This is a genomic window from Thermoanaerobacterium sp. PSU-2 (assembly GCF_002102475.1).
GTDB lineage: Bacteria > Bacillota > Thermoanaerobacteria > Thermoanaerobacterales > Thermoanaerobacteraceae > Thermoanaerobacterium.
Genome location: NZ_MSQD01000005.1, coordinates 46,987 through 65,161, shown reverse-complemented (window position 1 = coordinate 65,161; position 18,175 = coordinate 46,987). Strand labels below are relative to the sequence as shown.

Below are 18,175 nucleotides of genomic sequence, written 5' to 3'. Positions count from 1 at the left end.
TAATATGAAAATACGGTATTTTGGACATTCATGCTTCAAGATAACATTAGAAAATGGCATAAGCATAGTGACAGATCCATTTGATCAGACTGTAGGATATCCGCTGCCTGAGACAGAAGCCGACATTGTGACATCATCTCATTCTCATTTTGACCACAATTACTTTAAAGCTGTAAAGGGTGACTTTAAAATTGTAAATACTCCTGGTGAACATGATGTAGATGGTGTTCACATAAAAGGAGTAAGTGTATTTCACGATGACGAGCATGGTGCTAAAAGAGGGAAGAACATAATATTCGTAATAGAGGCTGATGGCATGAAAGTGTGCCATGCAGGTGATCTTGGACACATACTTACAGACGATATGGTGAAAGAAGTAGGAGATGTTGACGTATTGATGGTGCCAGTTGGTGGGTATTACACGATTGATGATAGACAGGCAGTAAAAGTAGTTGAGCAGCTTAAACCAAAGTTGACCATTGCAATGCACTTTAGGACAAGCAACGTTAATTTGCCGATTGAGACAGAGGATAATTTCTTGAAGATGACAGGCGGACGGAAGATACAGTCTAATGAAATTGAAATTGACAGAAATTACTTAGAAGGCAGAAGCGATGTGGTTGCTTTGAATTATAAAAATTCATAAATTTACCATATATTTTTAGGTATATTATGTTGTAATGGGGACAATATAATATCGTAAGGTTCGCAATGGTTGAGCCAAGATCATCTAAGGACGAAAGTTCTTAGATGATCGGCCAAAGATTGATATTGGATCAAGTGGTCCAATATCAGTCGGCGGGCAGACTGTAATATGTCTTGTAAGGCTTTATATTAGTCATAGAGATTAATATAAGGTTAAAAGAGATGTATTATAGTCGAGCTAAGATCATTATAAGTTCCGCAGGCCAGATGTATAGCTTAGCGTTGTACTTAGGCTGGAGGTCTAATATAGTCGAGAGATTATATTAGGTTTCTAAGGTATTTATAATGGTCGAGCAAAGGTCTATATGGGTTTTGAGATGCTTGTATTAAGTCATAAGGTTTGATTTAATACAGGTGTGCAAAGATTTATATAGGCTGAAGCGAAGATCATTGCGGGCCTTTTTATATATAATCATGGAGACGGTTATCGCCGTCTCTTTTTTTGTGACAAAAGTCATATACAAGTAGTGACTTTTTGTACTTAATAAAGATCATTTTTTGTTATATGATTTAAGCGTAAGATTCAAATAAAGGAGAATGTTTATGAAAGCTGTGAAATTTGAGAGATTGACTAAAAGATTTGGAGATTTGGTGGCACTTGACAATGTAAATCTTGAAATTGAAGAAGGAGAGATTTACGGCTTTTTAGGTCCCAATGGTGCTGGCAAAAGTACAGCTATAAATATAATATGCGGGCTTTTGAAGATAGACAGTGGAAATGTCTATGTGATGGAGAGAGACATAAAAAGAGAGCCTGATTTTGCCAAAATGAATATAGGTGTTGTACCGCAGGACATCGCCATCTACGGAGAACTGTCTGCATACGAAAATGTAAGCTTTTTTGCAAGTCTTTACGGACTTAAAGGGGGAGAACTTAAAGAAAGTGTTGATATGGCGTTGGAATTTGTAGGTCTTCAAGACAAAGCAAATTGGCTGGCAAATAAATTTTCAGGTGGAATGAAAAGGCGACTTAATATAGCCTGTGCAATAGCGCATAAGCCGAAAATAATAATATTGGATGAACCTACGGTCGGCATAGATCCCCAATCAAGAAATCATATTTTAGAATCTGTGAAAAAGCTAAATGAGATGGGAAGCACTGTAATATACACAAGCCATTACATGGAGGAAGTTGAAGCTATATGCACAAAAATCTCCATAATCGATCATGGGAAAATAATTGCTGAGGGTACTAAAGAAGAGCTTAAATCAATTATTACCGATACTAATACGGTGATGATAACGGTCTTGGAAGTAGCAGATATTGATGAAAACAAACTTAAAGCTATTAACGGAGTAAAAAGTATTGATATAGATGAAAATACGGTAAAAATCGTAAGCTATAGGGATGTCAACAATCTTGACAAGATAATTCACTACTTTACGACTGATGGCATATCTATCAAAAATATTGAGACACAGACGCCTGATTTAGAAACGGTATTTCTGACACTTACAGGCAGAAAATTGAGAGATTAAGGTGGATTGATTATGAGAGTATTAAAAATCGCATTGAAAGAGATAAAAGAAAACTTTAGGAGCAAAAAGTCGTTGTTATTTATGGTTTTATTTCCTATAGTCCTTATGACCATATTAGGTTTTGCTTTTTCAAATACATTTAATGGAGATCACAAAATAAGCAATATCAGCGTAGAATACACAGATAACGGAAGCAAAGAGCTATCGAAAGGATTTAATAATTTTGTGGATAGCTGTGAGAAGATAGGGATAAGGTTTCATGAGGTGAAAGAAATAACCAGTGGCATAAACGATGTTAGAAATGCCAAGTATGCGGGTTACATTGTCTTGAGAGGAAATAATATAGTATTTTATAAAAATGACAGAGACTCTATTGATACAAACATTGTTGAGACAATTCTCAAAGCTTTTGTCGACAGATTTAATGTTGTTGCTGTCGTGGCAAAGGAAAATCCACAATCATTATCAAAAATAAATGTGAGTGACAATCACGACTTTACAGAAATAGTGTCGTTAAATGGTGAAAGACAGCCGTCTTCTTACGATTACTATTCAATCACCATGTTGACGTTAATCATACTCTACGGCTCTATAAGCGGTATTTACTCTATAAATAGTGAGAGAGTGAGAAATACGGGCAATAGGATGCTTACAACTCTTGCTAAAAAACATGAGATATTATTGGGAAAAATTTTAGGTTCATCGCTATCAGTTCTTTTGCAGTCAATTTTAGTTTTTCTGTACAGCACGTTTATACTTAAAGCTTATTGGGGAAATGATATATACACAATCGCACTGATAATAATAAGTGAGATCATATTTTCGATAAGTCTTGGAATTTGCCTGGGATTTTTATTTAAAAATAGCGGCGTTGCATCAGGCATTATCAATGCAATAATTCCTTTTATAGCATTTTTGGGCGGTTCTTATTTTTCAGTAGACTCTGCGGAAGGCTTATTTAAAAATTTGTCCAACATATCACCAATGAAATGGACAAATTCAGCCATATTAAATGTGGCTTTTGCCAATAACTACGGTGACGTATTAACAGCAATAGCCATTAATTTGGCATGTGCTTTTGTTTTCGTGTTTTTATCCGCTTATTTGTTCCGAAAGGAGGCTTTCTAATCGTGAGAAATGTTTTTCTTCTCGTAAAGAATACTTTAAAATTGTTTTTCAGGAGAAAAGGTAATTTGATTTATATACTGTTGTCGGTTTTAATACCTTTTGTAGTTTTGACTGTGAATCTGTCCGGTAGTTCAAAATTAGCTATTGGAGTCATAAACAACGACACAGGCATATTATCAAAAGACTTAGTAAACTCATTTAAAGATTCTCAAAAGTTCGAAGTTGTCAATATTGATAAAAGCAATTTGGATAAATACGTTACAAAAGGTAATATCGATTTTGCAATTATATTTCCGAAAGATTTCAGCAAAAGCATAATAGAAGATAAATCTTTAAAAGTTCAAATTGTGTCCATTAAAGGCAAAGAAGTCGCATTAGCCGTAAAAAATTATGTTGATGAATACATCAGCAATTTAAAATACCTGTCGATTTCTTCTAATGGCGATAGTAGCACTTTTTATAAAATGTACCAAGAATATGAAAGAAATGCCTTGGTAAAGTTAGGCGAATACACAGTTAAAGACAAAAGCGCAATTAACGATATAATGACACGCAGCGTAGGAATGTTTATAATGTTTTTGATGCTGGGAACAAGCAGGATAGCAGAGCTTATGCTTCATGAAAAACGAGATAAAACTTACTCCAGGATATGCGCTGCACCCGTCAAATCCATTGTATATGCACTAAGCAACTTTATAGTGAATATGATAGTGACTTTGTTTCAGATAGGGATGATCATGTTGCTTTTGGCTGTGTTTCTGAAGCTGCCTTTTGATAAATCTCTTTTAGAAATATTTGTAATTCTTATTGCATTTGGGCTATCTGCTATAGGGCTTAGTATGCTTATCGTAGCATTTAGCGATTCTACTGTTCAATCTGGGGGGCTGTCGACATTGATTATAACTCCAAGCTGTATGTTGGGAGGCGCTTTTTGGCCTATCGAAGTCATGCCAAAGATTTTCCAAAAAGTTTCCTATTTTATGCCGCAAAGATGGGCTATTGATGCCATAACAAAAATAGAAGGTGCCACGCCAAGTAGTGGTGTATTGCCAAATATTTTTATATTGCTGGCATTCTCCTTAACTTTTATACTAATTGCATCGTATAAAATGAAGATGTCTAATAAAACGGCGGATTTTGTATAATTTAAGGCTTTTAAGCCTTATTTTTTATGGTGCAATTATAACCATTTTGGGATAAAATATAATTAGTCTATTGAGGAGATATTTTTATGGAAATGTGGGTTATTGCGACAAAATTGATCATTGTTTTATACATTATTATAAAATACATATACATAGAAGCGGCTACATATCCGGCAGAGTTTGTAGCATTCATTCTTTTATATATATGTATCAATATGGCGTATTATTTAGCAGATAGAAAGAATATAAAAAAGCTTATGCTGCTTATATCCATTGGCTTATTGCTATTTTCGTATAATCATGTCAGCTATTTTTTTGTATTTTTAGTTCCAGTTAATATTTACGAGATATTTTCAGGATTGATTACTGATTTGTTTAGCCTTATTATTTCGCTTTCAATTATGATGTTCATTAAAAGCGAATTAATACCAGAATATATTGTTATATTATTGATGTCGTATCTTATATCATATCTTGCCAAAAGGTCATACGAAAAATTAGAAAGCTTAAAAAGGAAGAATGAGGAGTTAAGATGGAAAATACAGGATTTATACATAAGAATAGATAAAAATGAAGAGTATGAAAGGCAGCTTAAATACACTACACAGTTAGAAGAAAGAAATAGGCTGTCCCAGAGAATCCACGACGATATTGGGCATACAATATCAGGAAGTTTGATGCAGTTAGAAGCTTCGAAGCTTTTAATGGATAGAAACAAAGATGATGCAAAAAGGATGATCCAAAGCACCATAGATACTTTGCGAAATGGACTTGAAAGCATAAGAATTGCATTAAGGGAGATAAAACCACCACTGGAACAGATGGGGCTTAACAGATTGAAGCTTGTTTTGGATGATTTCGCGTTAAAGACTCATATTTCTGCAAATCTAAAATACACTGGTATTATTGATAAGATTACATATTCACAGTGGAATATCATAATGGAAAATGTAAAAGAATTGTTGACAAACGCCATGAAATATTCAAAGGCTACTAAAGTTTCTTTAACCATTGATGTGCTTAATAAATTTATTAAGGTAGAGATGAAAGATAATGGCGTTGGCACAGATGTTGTAAGAAAAGGACTTGGGCTTAAGGGCATCGAGGAGAGATGCGAAAGCGTTGGAGGAAAAGTCATTATAGATGGTTCAAATGGATTTTCAGTGATATTTTTGCTTCCATTGGAGGGATGTTGAATGCCGATTAAAATACTTATTGCCGACGATGATTCTCTTATTAGAGAAAGTCTTAAGATCATATTAGAAATGGATAAAGACTTTGAAGTGCTGTCTTGCGTTGACGATGGGTTAAAAGCTTTAAACTACTGCTTAAAACACGACGTGGATGTTGCGCTGATAGACGTTAGAATGCCTGTAATGAACGGTGTGCAGGCATCTTACGAAATATGCAGTCGTACAAAGACAAAAGTTTTGATACTTACCACATTTGACGACGATGAATACATAGTAGATGTCATAAAGAGCGGTGCAAAAGGATATCTTTTAAAGAACAATTCTCCTGAAAACATAAAGAATGCCATAAAAATGGTTTATGCAGGCAATTCAGTTATACAGGATGTGGTTCTTGACAAGATTAAGGAAGGAATCCGTAAGTGTGATGATTCAAAAATTGACATGTCAATGTTCACAAAAAGAGAAATAGAAATAATGGATCTCATATCGAAAGGACTTTCCAACAAAGAAATTGCTGATAAACTTTTTATTTCAGAAGGAACCGTGAAAAACTATATATCGTCTATACTTGATAAGACATCCCTTCAGCATAGGACACAGATCGCCATTTATTATTTAAATGGAAAAGAAAAAAACCAGTTTAAATGATGCCGATGTTGTGGTATACTACAATATGCCTTTAACTTTATTTTCGGAGGTGATATATATGGATAATTTGTCAATACCTGAGATAGTGTCGCCTTTGAGACAGAAGATGGTCAGAGTTCCGGAGGTCATACAAAATGTTTCAGGCATAAAAATACATGGCAAAGTTATAAAGTCCATACTTTTTACTACAGACATAGCTATAATAAGAAACACAAATGCAAATGCCATATTAGCAGTTTATCCTTTTACACCACAGCCTGTCATTACACACGCTATAATTATGGCGTCAGACATTCCTGTGTTTAGCGGTGTCGGCGGTGGACTTACACAAGGTAAGAGAGTGGTCAATTTGGCACTTGATGCGGAATTCCAAGGCGCTATGGGTGTCGTCGTCAATGCACCTACTGCAAATGATATAATCAAAAAGATAAGGGCTACAATCGACATACCGATAATAGTAACCATCGTCTCAGAAAATGAAGACATAAAAGGCCGCGTAGATGCAGGGGCAACGATTTTAAATATTTCAGGCGCAAAAAAGACTCCACAGATTGTGAAAAGGGTAAGAGACATTTGCCCAAATATACCGATAATTGCCACAGGAGGGCCTACAGATGAGACGATAATGGAGACGATAGAAGCTGGTGCAAATGCTATTTCGTACACACCCCCAACAAATGCGGAGATATTTTCACACGTAATGGATAAATACAGAGAGGAAAGGCAGTAAAAATAGTAAAATATATAAATAAATTGATATTGATAAATAATTAATAATGATTTATAATAGGTTATTATTAATAAGCGGAGGCGTTATGATGTTTAATAGACTTAAGAGGGCTTTAATAGGTAGACCACTGACAAATAAGGCTATTAAAAACGAGAAATACGGCGTAATATGGGGACTTCCTATACTGTCCAGCGATGCGATTTCTTCTGTGGCTTATGCCGGCGAGGAAATCTTATTAGTTTTGCTGCCTGCAATAGGCTTTATGGCATATAAAAATCTGCTTTATATTTCTGCCGCTATTATCAGTCTACTATTGATACTTACTTTTTCTTACATACAGACAATAGAAAACTACCCAAATGGAGGGGGCGCCTACATAGTTGCGTCTGACAACTTAGGGAAAATAGCAGGAGTAGTAGCTGGTGCTGCACTATCTGTCGACTATATTTTGACAGTGGCAGTTAGTGTGTCATCAGGTGTTGATCAGATAACATCTGCATTTTTATTTTTAAGGCCTTACTCAATACTTATATGTATCGCGATTGTGCTGATTTTAATGATAGGCAATTTGAGAGGTATACGTGAATCATCCAGAATTTTTGGTGTTCCAACGTATGCTTTTGTTTTTGGCATAGTTGCGATGCTTATTGCAGGCATTGTAAAGATAAAAGGAGGATATGTGCCTCCTACGACACCTTTAAAAGCCGTTGAACCAGTCACACTATTCTTACTTTTAAGAGCTTTTTCAAATGGATGTTCTGCTTTGACTGGCGTTGAAGCTGTAAGCAATGCGGTGCCGAATTTTAAAGAGCCATCTGTTAAACGAGCAATTACTGTCTTGATTTTGCTATCTTCTATTGTCTTGATTTCATTTGGCGGCATATCTGTCCTTATAAGCATGTATCACGTTACTGCAGGAGACAAAGCTGTAATTATACAGTTAGCAAACGAAATATTTGGTAGAGGCTTCATGTTCTACTACATTACAGCAACAACATTTATCATATTGGTAATGGCATCTAATACTGCTTATTCAGGATTTCCACTCTTACTTGCGATAATGGCAAAAGAAGGACACATGCCGAGACAGCTTAACAAAAGAGGCGACAGGCTAAGCTATTCAAACGGCATAATATTGCTTTCAGTTTTGGCTACTGTTCTTATTGTGGCATTCAAGGCTAATGTCACTTCCTTGATAGGACTTTATGCAATTGGCGTTTTCATATCATTTACTTTGTCGCAGACAGGCATGGCAAAGAGATGGATAACGACGAGAAGCAAAAATTGGGTAATAAAGGCGATTATAAATGGTACAGGCGCTATTGTTACAGCTTTAGTTGTCGTAATTGTAGGAATAACCAAATTTAGAGAAGGCGCTTGGATCGTAATAATAGTCATACCTGTTTTGGTATTTATGATGCTTAAGATAAATAAGCATTACAGGGCTGTGGCTGTACAGCTTAGAGTAAGCCCAGAAGATCTTCAATGTATAAAGATCTCTGAAAATCACTATCGCAACAGAGTAATAGTGCCCATAGAGAGCGTCAATAAGGCCAGTATCAGGGCCTTAAGGTATGCCAGGACGATCTCAGAGCATGTTATAGCTTTTAATGTATCGATAGATGAAGAAAGCGGTGAAAAGATAAAAAAGAGGTATGCCATGCTTAATACGGACATACCGCTCATTGTCAAATATTCGCCATTTAGGAGAATCGTCGAGCCGCTTCTTAAATTTATAGAATCGGAAGAGTACAACTACAAAAAAGGAGATATGATAACAGTAATACTGCCGCAGTTTGTAGTTAGGAAAAGGTGGCACAACATTCTTCATAATAAGACGAGAGTTTATATAGAAAAAGAACTGTTAAAACACAAACACATCGTCGTTGCGACTATGCCGCTGCAGCTTCACGATGATGATGATATTGAAGATAAATGCAAAAAAGAGCAATAATCTTTATTGCTCTTTTAATATTGTGCTTATGGCGTGAAGGACCTTGTCAATATGGTCTTTTTTGATGTAATAGTGTGTTACAAATCTTACAGTGTAGTCATTGCTGCCGTTTACCTTAATCCCGTAATCTAAAAGTTTTGAGGATAATTGTGCTCCTGTAAGACCTGTTGCAGATATGTCAGACATGACGATATTTGTTTGAACTGTCGACATGTCAACTTTTATGCCTTTTATGTTATTTAAGCCTTCTGCTAAAAGCCTTGCGTTTTCGTGATCTTCTGCTAATCTCTTTGTCATCTTTTCAAGTGCTACAATTCCTGCAGCAGCTAAAATCCCAGCTTGTCTTAAACCACCACCCAACATTTTGCGGTACTTTCTGGCCTTTTTAATGAAATCTTTACTGCCGGCCACAATGGAACCTACGGGTGCACAAAGTCCTTTTGATAGACAAAACATTACGCTGTCAGCGTATCTTGATATATCCTTTACGTCTACATTTAGGTATGTAGCAGCGTTGAAAATCCTTGCTCCGTCTAAATGGACAGGTATATCGTGTTCTTTTGCTATCTCATAAATTTCCTTCATATTGCTTAGTGGTATAACGGTACCGCCTGCTCTATTGTGGGTATTTTCAAGGCATATAAGACCTGTCTTTGGAAAATGGATGTCATCTGTCCTGATGGAGTTTAAAACATCTTTTGGATCCATAATACCATTTATTCCTCGTATAGTTTTAGCTTGAACCCCTGATAAGTACCCTATACCACCGACTTCATACGTAATTATATGACATTTTTCTTCCAGTATTACTTCATTACCGTGATGTGTATGTGTCATTACGGATACTTGATTTCCCTGTGTTCCGCTTGTCACAAACATCGCATCTTCTTTTCCCATAATGTCTGCTGCCATTTCTTCAAGTTTCTTTACAGTTGGATCTTCACCATAAACGTCATCGCCTACTAAAGCTTTGTACATGGCATCTCTCATTTCCTGAGTTGGCAACGTGACTGTGTCGCTTCTTAAATCGATGTATTCCATGTAATATTACCTCCTATCTATTAGCTTAATTTAAGATTAACATTGTTGAAAAGCTAAAGCAATAGATGGGATTACGGGAATTTTGTTATTTAAAGCAATGGTGCTATAATCAAATAAGAAATTTAAATTTTAAGATACGGAGGGGTTGTATGCAGTATAGAGAATTTGGCAATACAGGTGTTAAGGTTTCAGCATTGGGTTTTGGCGCAATGAGATTGCCTACAATAGGCGGAGACAACAGCAAGATCGATGAAGAAGAAGCTATAAAGATGATAAGATATGCTATAGATAATGGCGTTAACTACGTTGATACTGCATATCCGTACCACAATGGGCAAAGTGAGATTGTGGTAGGCAAAGCTTTGAAAGACGGATACAGAGAAAAGACGTATTTAGCTACAAAACTTCCGTCATGGCTTGTTAATGAAAAAGAAGATATGGATAAATACCTGAATGAACAACTAAAAAAACTGGACGTTGACTACATAGATTTTTACCTTCTACACGCATTGGATAAAGAGAGATGGGAGAAGTACAAAAGACTTGATGTGTTTAGCTGGATGGAAAAGGTCAAGAAAGAAGGCAAAGTCAAATTCATAGGTTTTTCTTTCCATGACGAATACAACGTTTTTAAAGGCATAATCGATGATTACGATAAATGGGATTTTTGTCAGATACAGTACAACTACATGGATATAAACAATCAAGCGGGCTTAAAAGGGCTTAAGTATGCTGCGTCAAAAGGATTAGCCGTTATTGTAATGGAACCAATAAGAGGAGGTAAGCTTGCTGGAGATCCGCCAGAGGCTATCAAAGAGCTTTGGAACAGTGCAAGTGTAAAAAGGACACCTGCAGAATGGGCTCTGCAATGGGTGTGGAATCATCCAGAGGTTTCGCTTGTATTAAGTGGAATGAGCACGATGGAACAAGTGAAACAAAATATAGAAAGTGCCTCAAGATCAAAAGCAAATGGCTTAACCGAGGACGAGGTAAAACTTGTAGATAAAGTCAGAGAAACTTATGAAAGGCTTTCGCCTGTAGGATGCACTGCTTGTAACTACTGCATGCCATGTCCCAATGGCGTAAACATACCTAAGAACTTTGCCATATACAATGAAGCCCACATGTACAACAACTACGATGAAGCACTTAGAAATTATAATAACTTAAATGAAGGAAAAGCAAGCTCTTGCATAGAATGTGGAGAGTGCGAGACGAAATGCCCTCAGCACTTGACGATAATTGAATATTTAAAGGATGTAAGAAGATACTTTAAAGAGGCTGTTTAAAAATAAGCCATATTGATGAAACTTAAGTTTCACCAATATGGCTTTACTTTTGGTAGTCAACATATCCCTTTTTCTTGGCTTCTAAAAATAGTAAGAAGTTTATGAAGTAAAATATAACACCTGATGCCACGATAAATATACTATTTAAATTAAGTACCATTATAAGTATCCCAAAGATTATAAGGTATATGGAATTTAATATGGAAAACTTAAGCTGCAACTTTAAGAATTCATCTGATTTTAAAAGCCTTATTTTTGCCTTTCTCGTATAATAAGTGACTTTATCTTTATTTAATATGGAATACATCAAATAAACGACACCGGCAATTACTAATACAATACCTAGCCAATTCATCTTATTACACCCCTTCTTGATTTCATTTTAAAATTTGTTGAACAAAAAAGCAACGTATAATATTTTTTATAATACTTGCTTTGATAGTTTACTTGTGAAATAATAAATAGTGAATATCTTATTTAGAAGGGAGTGTCAAGGATGGTTCAAAGTGGATTTATGCTATTTTTGCAGTATTTTGTGGCTTTAGCTACACCGATTGTATCAGTCATTTTTTTGGTATTTTACATAGTTTATACATTAAAAAAGATGAAAAAGATTGATTCAATAGAGAAAAGCTTAGCAAAAATAGCAGCTTCAGGCAAGTTAGAATCAAGCGAGTCTTCTTACGAATCTAATGGAGATTTTGAAGTTGAAGATGAAGTCGAAGAAGAAATTGTCGTCAAATAACAAAATATCAGGATGTGGTAATATGGTGTGGGACGACTTAGATACACCCATTGGAACGCTAAGAATATATTCAAGCGAAAATGGTATAGCGAGGATAGATTTTCCTAATGAAGAACATCTGCAATGTTTAAGGGGTACAAACTCGTTTATTGCAGATTGCAAAGAACAGCTTAGATTGTACTTTAAGGGTCGCTTGAAAGAATTTAGCGTAAAGTTAGATTTAGAAGGGACAGACTTTCAAAAATCTGTTTGGCGAGAGCTTATGAAGATCCCCTATGGCTTTTATGCTACATACGGTGAAATCGCAAGGAGAGTAGGAAAGCCAAATGCGTCAAGGGCTGTAGGAAATGCCCTCAATAAAAATCCTATTCCGATTATCATACCGTGTCATAGGGTCATCGGCTCCGATATGACACTAAAAGGCTTTGCAGGAGGACTTAATGTCAAATCATTACTGCTGCAACATGAAGGTATTGCATTTAAAAAGTAATTTTATTATAATTAGATAATAAATTAATCAATAGACTATGTCCGCTGGGGGTGCTTTTAGCTGAGATGGCAGATGCCAAACCCCTAGAACCTGATTGGGTTAATACCTACGAAGGGAATGCGGCAAAAGACCGCATCGGTGTGCGGTTTTTTTGTTTTAAGCGGTACATAGCCTCAAAAGGAGGTTATTTTTATGTCCTACATTGTAAGCATTTTTTCCGACTTTACAAAAATAAAGCCTGCCACACTTTCCATCATAATTGCGATTCTATTCGCTGCGTTTTTGTTTTACATTTTAAGAAACAGTGTGAAATTTAACGCAAAGATGCTTGTGTACGGTGGATTGGCAATAGCTATATCATTTGTCTTATCGTATATAAGGTTTTATCATTGGCCTCAAGGTGGTTCTATAACGCCAGCCAGTATGCTTCCGCTGTTTGTCTTTGCATACTATTACGGTGCAGGTCCAGGCATAGCGGTGGGAATGGCTTATGGAATGCTTCAGCTAATACAAGACCCTTATGTTGTGCATTGGATACAGCTTCTCTTAGATTATCCATTGGCGTTTGGCGCCTTAGGACTTGCAGGATTTTTCAAGAAAAACTTAAGCATTGGTGTTTTGGTTGGCGGTTTTGGCAGATTTTTCTCACACTTTCTATCAGGTGTCTTCTTCTTTGCCAGCTACGCGCCAAAAGGCATGAATCCTGTCGTCTACTCGCTTCTTGTTAATGGTATATTAGTGGGTGTGGAGGTCTTGATTTGTTTTGCAGTTTCTATTATCCCGCAAGTTAGAAATGCAATTGAGATGATAAAGAAAAAAGCTTTAGCGTAAAATTTATTAAAGCCCTCTTTTTAATGGAAGAGGGTTTTTATAAATTTTATACAATAAATTGATTTTGATGGTATAATATTAGATAGCAAATAAAAATAAACTATATTGATGGATAGATTTTAACGCATTTTTAATACAAATTTAATTTAAATTTAATGTTTAAATGCGATAATCAATATAGTGATTGTGAGGGTCTTTTTGATGGATAAAATAAAGATTTTAATACTTTATGAAGATATAGGAACTGGACATAAAAGAACGGCGATGGCTTTAAAAAAAGCCTTCGAAAAAAGAGATGGCATTGAAGCCTTCGTTGAAAATCCACTTGGGGAGAAGTTTCCCAGCTTGTCTTACTTAACGACGAGGATTTATCTAAAGACGTTAAAATTGACGCCTGAATTATGGGGTTATCTCTATGAGATGGAAAGGGACAAGATAGAAAGGCGCATAAATAAGCTGGTAGGCATATCTGTTTATACATTTATAAAAGATTACGTATTAAACTTAAAGCCTAACGCTGTAATATGCACCCATCCGTTTTCTTGTTCTATTCTGTCTCATATAAAGAGAGATCTCAATATTCCAATATTTGCCATATTGACTGATTACGATGTCCATGCGTATTGGATACATCACCAGATAGATGGGTATTTTGTCGGTTCACAAGAGATGAAAAACCAGATGAACTTAATGGGTGTTTCTGATGACAAGATAAATGTGACAGGTATACCTATTGATGAAGAATTTTACATCAAAAAAGATAAAAACGAGATGAGACGAAATTTAGGTTTTGAGGTAGACAGGCCATTAGTGATGGTGATGGGCGGTGGACTTGGACTCGGAAACATAAAAAAAGCCGTCAATGTTATACAGAGGCATAAAGATTTGCAGATTGCTGTAATATGCGGATTTAATAAGAATTTAAAGGCTAAAATAGAGGAGATATCAGACGATAATGTATTTGTGTATGGTCATGTAAACAACGTGCATGAATTTATGGAGGCTGCTGATGTCTTAGTAACTAAAAGCGGTGGTCTTACTGTCACCGAAGCCATAATTAAGAAATTGCCTATGATAATTTTTGATCCCATACCGGGACAAGAAGAGAGAAATCTCGAATTTTTGCTTAAAAAGAGGATTGCCTTGAGAATTAAAGACATAGAAAAATTAGATAAAAAGATATTGGATCTTTTGTCTGATAAGAAAAAGATAGATGAGATGAAGGAGCGTATGGAGGAAATCGGCATATACAATTCAGCAGACAAGGTGTGCAGCGTAGTAATAAATCATATAAAGAATGATGCTTTGAAGGTGTAAGGAGGTTTCATTTGTGTCGGGAGTGAAGAAATTGATTATTGCGGAGGACAGAAATGTATTTTTCCTTTTAAATGAAAGGATAAAGTGCAAAACTCTTGATAAGATCATGCCTAAAATAACTCATATAGGAGGACCGTATTTTACGATTTTATCTTGTTTGTTATTGATTTTGTTTGGGAAAAACAGCGTTAAGCTTTCTGCCATTCAAGCCCTTACTACTTTGACAAGTAGCCACTTGGTTGTGCAGATTTTAAAGAGAATATGCACGAGGCCAAGGCCTTACATGGTTTTGCCTGAAGCTAATACATTCAAATATTTGCTTAGAGATTATTCCTTCCCGTCAGGTCATGCCACGGCTATATTTTCTTTGGCAGTTTCTTTTTCATTCTTCTTTCCTGATTTGACGATTGTTTTAGTCAGTCTGGCTATTTTAGTGAGTCTTTCGAGGATTTACATGGGGCTGCACTATCCTTCAGATGTCATAATAGGCTCTACGGTTGGTATCTTATTTTCATATATAACACATATGTATGGTTTGATGCTGCCTATTCTTTAAACAAGTATTTATATTGAGCAGTTATAGCTAACAATGTGAAGATGTACGTTATGACTGAAAAGAAATAATTCCATCTGTTGTAAATAAGAAGCCCATTTATGTGAAATACTGCTTCAACGGCAGTCAGAAACAATATCCATGCAGCCATGTATATGATGTAGCGTATTTTTCCTTTTGGCATGTATTGTATAAAAATCATGCCATAAGGTGGTCCTATAAATGTTTCCATCAGGAACGATAGAACACCGTTTGGAATATGTGCATCAGTGTAATAATAGCATTTCAAAGTAAAGTCAAATATCACATCCAAAGAGAAACCTATCACAGATGAAAGCAGATAAGCAGGTATCAGCACTTTTAACTTTTTTCTATCTATCAAAAAAAGCGATATAATTACCGTAAAAATTGAAAAAATTATGTACCACATAACATCACCTTGAATTATTTTGGCTTTTACAAAAACAAATTATTAAAGTTTTTAAAAGCCAATTGACTAGAAAATTTTGTAATGATAAAATGATTAGTAGAAGATAATAATTTTCGGGAGGTGTTGTTATGTTAAACAATATTGAGAAAAAATATTTGACTGATTTAGAAGTTGCAAGGCTTGCTATAGATATAGAAGAAAGAGGATACGAATTTTATATAAAGGCTTCAGAGAAATTTTCAAGTGACGAAAAATTGAGAAAGTTTTTTGATGACATGGCACAGGAGGAGATTATACATAAATCTAAATTTGAAGAGCTTTATAATAAGCTTTTAAATGAGAAAAAAGGCGATGATAGCCTGTACTTTGACATAGAGGCATCTATTTATTTAACTTTGCTTTACAATACATCTATATTTCCATCAAAAGATGCTGTTGACGAAGTATTAGAGAAAATAAATAAATTTGAAGATGCTGTAGAATTGGCAATAAGAGCAGAAAAAGATTCTATAATATTTTACGATGAAATAGTCAAAGATGCTAAATTTGACTCTACTAAAAAAGTTGCAATAACATTGTTGAATGAAGAGATAAAACACTTCATAGATCTAAGCAATATGGTAAAAGCGATATAGTATTAAGAAAATTAATCTAAAGTTTTACAAAGCCAAGATTGAAATTTTGAAGATCACTCAGCGCATTTTATGAAATATTTAGATTTATCATGGAATTTATTAGCACACAGTTGAAAAGTTATTGATGTAAATAAAAGTATATGAGGTGTTGTTATGCTAACTGTTATTGTAGGATGTGTTTTGATTTTAAGTTTTATAATAATCTTTGTAAAATTGACACATGTTGTGGGTTCGGGGATATTTAACTATATACGCAAAATATTCAGGCGATATTTCTTATTCAATTCTATCAATAAAAATGCACCCTTGAATATTAGACTTTTGTCTAAATCTTGGGTGCATTTTATTTTTGTTTTTCAAAGTTTTATAGAAAATTTTGAAATTAAAAGGAATTTCTATATTTTTGCAGAAAATATATTAAGAAATGTTATTGGATAAATAATAAAGTTTTAATGAAGGTGTTGGTATTTATGAGTAATATATTGACCATTAAAAAAGAAATTGCTGAATCACATGGGGAATCATTACTTATAAATGCTAATCCAAATAAGAAAATTTTTAATAAAGCAATTAGTGATGAAAAGCTAATAAACATAAAAAAAGAAAACAGTTTTTTATTGTCATTGTTTAATAGTCTCATAGATAAAAGTCTAAGGTATAAATGTCTTCTTTTGGAAGGATACTTTTTTATTCTATGTGATAAAAACGGCTATATAATCAAACTTATCTGCGATGATAAACTTAATAATTATTTCAACACATTGCATTTTGCAGAAGGTAGTAGCTTAAGGCTTGAGGATTGTGGTACAAATGCGATTAGTATGGCTATGAAATATAAAAATCAGATTGAATTATGTGGTAAAGATCACTATTGTAAATTGTTCAAAGATTGGTATTGCAATGCTATACCAATAATTGATTATTATTGTGGAGAAGTAGTCGCATATCTTGATGTGTCGCGGATTAATGTTCCAAGCATTAAAGACCAAAGTGCTATTCTTAAAAATATAGCTATCTATATTGAAGAATATTTATCATATAGAAATAAAAATCTACCAATAATAAGTTCTAAACTTGATGATATAGATAAGTTAATTTTATCATCTTTAGTACGTAATGGGGTAAGAAAATTAGTAACATCAGATATAGGCATATCAGATCGAACGTTGAGAAAACATTTAAATAAACTTAGCAATTTATTTAACGTAGATAATGATTTAGAAATAGTTAGGTCTGCTATAAAAATCGGAATTATAGATATTGATGGAAATATATTATAAAATTTTTGTAAATGTTAAAATTTTGATGTACCATGAACCGGAATCATTTTGGCAAATACTAATGAAAAATATGCCGAATTTAGGAACTTCACAAATCTTAGATTAAGACCTATAATAATGTCAAATAAATCAATTTGCTATAACATTTACCATGGTATATTTTAAAATTGACAAAAAACGGCCGTTTGGAGTCAGCAAAGGAGGATATTAATATGTTTAAAAAAGTATTATCGGTTGTAGCGTGTCTCTTTGTAATACTTTTGACATCTCAAGCTTTTGCTTCTCAAATAACTTTTGCACAAACATCAGCCCCAAAAATGCTTAATTCTAAAACTGTTTTTACTACAAGCGGTACTTTTGAAGCAAGTTATATAGCTCCATATACAATAATTTCTACACCATTAGGCTATGCAGAATTTCTTGAAGAAGGTTGTACTGACAGTGCTGATCCAAATGGTCCTGGCGCAGTTTCGGCATTACAAAGCGACTTAAACGCAATTAGAGGAGCAAATATTAGTATATCTGTAGATGGAATATATGGTCCATAAACTGTACAAGCTGTTAAGATATTTCAACAATATG

20 protein-coding genes and 1 riboswitch are annotated in these 18,175 nt (G+C 34.6%); of the genes, 17 read left to right on the top strand and 3 right to left on the bottom strand.

Annotated elements, in window-relative coordinates:
• Positions 1-4 precede the first annotated feature (4 nt).
• From BVF91_RS05335 to BVF91_RS05300, 8 genes are all read left to right on the top strand, one after another.
• On the top strand, positions 5-646 hold the full coding sequence (locus BVF91_RS05335; protein WP_085112443.1) for an MBL fold metallo-hydrolase: 642 nt from the start codon (positions 5-7) through the stop codon (positions 644-646).
• A 602-nt stretch (positions 647-1,248) separates the two neighbouring features.
• Positions 1,249-2,184, top strand: a complete 936-nt coding sequence (locus BVF91_RS05330) for an ABC transporter ATP-binding protein (RefSeq protein ID WP_085112442.1) — start codon at positions 1,249-1,251, stop codon at positions 2,182-2,184.
• Positions 2,185-2,196: 12 nt separating this feature from the next.
• On the top strand, positions 2,197-3,312 hold the full coding sequence (locus tag BVF91_RS05325) for an ABC transporter permease (protein ID WP_085112441.1): 1,116 nt from the start codon (positions 2,197-2,199) through the stop codon (positions 3,310-3,312).
• Between the two features lie 2 nt (positions 3,313-3,314).
• Positions 3,315-4,457, top strand: coding sequence for an ABC transporter permease (locus BVF91_RS05320; RefSeq protein ID WP_168170186.1), 1,143 nt, complete (start codon positions 3,315-3,317; stop codon positions 4,455-4,457).
• Between the two features lie 86 nt (positions 4,458-4,543).
• Positions 4,544-5,653 carry a sensor histidine kinase gene (locus tag BVF91_RS05315; RefSeq protein ID WP_085112439.1) on the top strand — a complete coding sequence of 370 codons (1,110 nt, stop codon included), beginning with the start codon at positions 4,544-4,546 and terminating at the stop codon, positions 5,651-5,653.
• Complete coding sequence (locus tag BVF91_RS05310) at positions 5,654-6,298, top strand: response regulator transcription factor (protein ID WP_085112438.1); 645 nt, start codon at positions 5,654-5,656, stop codon at positions 6,296-6,298.
• Between the two features lie 58 nt (positions 6,299-6,356).
• Entirely contained in the window at positions 6,357-7,028 is a 672-nt protein-coding gene (locus BVF91_RS05305; protein ID WP_013787003.1) for a beta/alpha barrel domain-containing protein, read from the top strand.
• An 88-nt stretch (positions 7,029-7,116) separates the two neighbouring features.
• Positions 7,117-8,982: an APC family permease gene (locus BVF91_RS05300; RefSeq protein ID WP_085112437.1), complete on the top strand. Its 1,866-nt coding sequence runs from the start codon at positions 7,117-7,119 to the stop codon at positions 8,980-8,982.
• A gap of 3 nt (positions 8,983-8,985) precedes the next feature.
• Here BVF91_RS05300 and ltaE read toward each other — a convergent pair whose 3' ends face one another.
• Entirely contained in the window at positions 8,986-10,023 is a 1,038-nt protein-coding gene (gene ltaE, locus BVF91_RS05295) for a low-specificity L-threonine aldolase (protein ID WP_085112436.1), read from the bottom strand.
• Between the two features lie 149 nt (positions 10,024-10,172).
• Between ltaE and BVF91_RS05290 the strand changes: the two genes are divergently transcribed.
• Positions 10,173-11,312, top strand: a complete 1,140-nt coding sequence (locus BVF91_RS05290) for an aldo/keto reductase (RefSeq protein ID WP_085112435.1) — start codon at positions 10,173-10,175, stop codon at positions 11,310-11,312.
• 43 nt (positions 11,313-11,355) lie between these two features.
• Here BVF91_RS05290 and BVF91_RS05285 read toward each other — a convergent pair whose 3' ends face one another.
• The gene (locus tag BVF91_RS05285) at positions 11,356-11,667 is read right to left on the bottom strand and encodes a hypothetical protein (RefSeq protein ID WP_085112434.1); all 312 of its coding nucleotides are present in this window, start codon (positions 11,665-11,667) and stop codon (positions 11,356-11,358) included.
• A 141-nt stretch (positions 11,668-11,808) separates the two neighbouring features.
• Between BVF91_RS05285 and BVF91_RS05280 the strand changes: the two genes are divergently transcribed.
• The 5 genes from BVF91_RS05280 (at position 11,809) to BVF91_RS05260 (ending at position 15,251) form a co-directional block, all read left to right on the top strand.
• Positions 11,809-12,057 carry a hypothetical protein gene (locus BVF91_RS05280; protein ID WP_085112433.1) on the top strand — a complete coding sequence of 83 codons (249 nt, stop codon included), beginning with the start codon at positions 11,809-11,811 and terminating at the stop codon, positions 12,055-12,057.
• 22 nt (positions 12,058-12,079) lie between these two features.
• On the top strand, positions 12,080-12,547 hold the full coding sequence (locus BVF91_RS05275) for a methylated-DNA--[protein]-cysteine S-methyltransferase (RefSeq protein WP_085112432.1): 468 nt from the start codon (positions 12,080-12,082) through the stop codon (positions 12,545-12,547).
• 36 nt (positions 12,548-12,583) lie between these two features.
• Positions 12,584-12,682: riboswitch (TPP riboswitch) on the top strand.
• Between the two features lie 57 nt (positions 12,683-12,739).
• Complete coding sequence (gene thiT / locus BVF91_RS05270) at positions 12,740-13,378, top strand: energy-coupled thiamine transporter ThiT (protein ID WP_085112431.1); 639 nt, start codon at positions 12,740-12,742, stop codon at positions 13,376-13,378.
• A 201-nt stretch (positions 13,379-13,579) separates the two neighbouring features.
• Positions 13,580-14,695 carry an MGDG synthase family glycosyltransferase gene (locus tag BVF91_RS05265; protein ID WP_085112430.1) on the top strand — a complete coding sequence of 372 codons (1,116 nt, stop codon included), beginning with the start codon at positions 13,580-13,582 and terminating at the stop codon, positions 14,693-14,695.
• A 13-nt stretch (positions 14,696-14,708) separates the two neighbouring features.
• Entirely contained in the window at positions 14,709-15,251 is a 543-nt protein-coding gene (locus BVF91_RS05260) for a phosphatase PAP2 family protein (RefSeq protein ID WP_085112429.1), read from the top strand.
• On the opposite strand, the gene BVF91_RS05255 is transcribed toward BVF91_RS05260, so the two are convergent.
• The gene (locus tag BVF91_RS05255) at positions 15,241-15,678 is read right to left on the bottom strand and encodes a CBO0543 family protein (protein WP_085112428.1); all 438 of its coding nucleotides are present in this window, start codon (positions 15,676-15,678) and stop codon (positions 15,241-15,243) included. The two genes, BVF91_RS05260 and BVF91_RS05255, sit on opposite strands and share 11 nt — an antisense overlap.
• Before the next feature lie 128 nt (positions 15,679-15,806).
• Here BVF91_RS05255 and BVF91_RS05250 point away from each other — a divergent pair, with 128 nt between their 5' ends.
• From BVF91_RS05250 to BVF91_RS05235, 3 genes are all read left to right on the top strand, one after another.
• A complete protein-coding gene (locus BVF91_RS05250) occupies positions 15,807-16,313 on the top strand; it encodes a ferritin-like domain-containing protein (protein ID WP_085112427.1) in 507 nt (168 codons plus the stop codon).
• 470 nt (positions 16,314-16,783) lie between these two features.
• Positions 16,784-17,593, top strand: coding sequence for an AsnC family protein (locus BVF91_RS05240; RefSeq protein WP_085112425.1), 810 nt, complete (start codon positions 16,784-16,786; stop codon positions 17,591-17,593).
• Between the two features lie 212 nt (positions 17,594-17,805).
• Positions 17,806-18,141 (top strand): hypothetical protein, encoded by a 336-nt coding sequence (locus tag BVF91_RS05235; protein WP_085112424.1) that lies wholly within the window; start codon positions 17,806-17,808, stop codon positions 18,139-18,141.
• Positions 18,142-18,175: the final 34 nt, after the last annotated feature.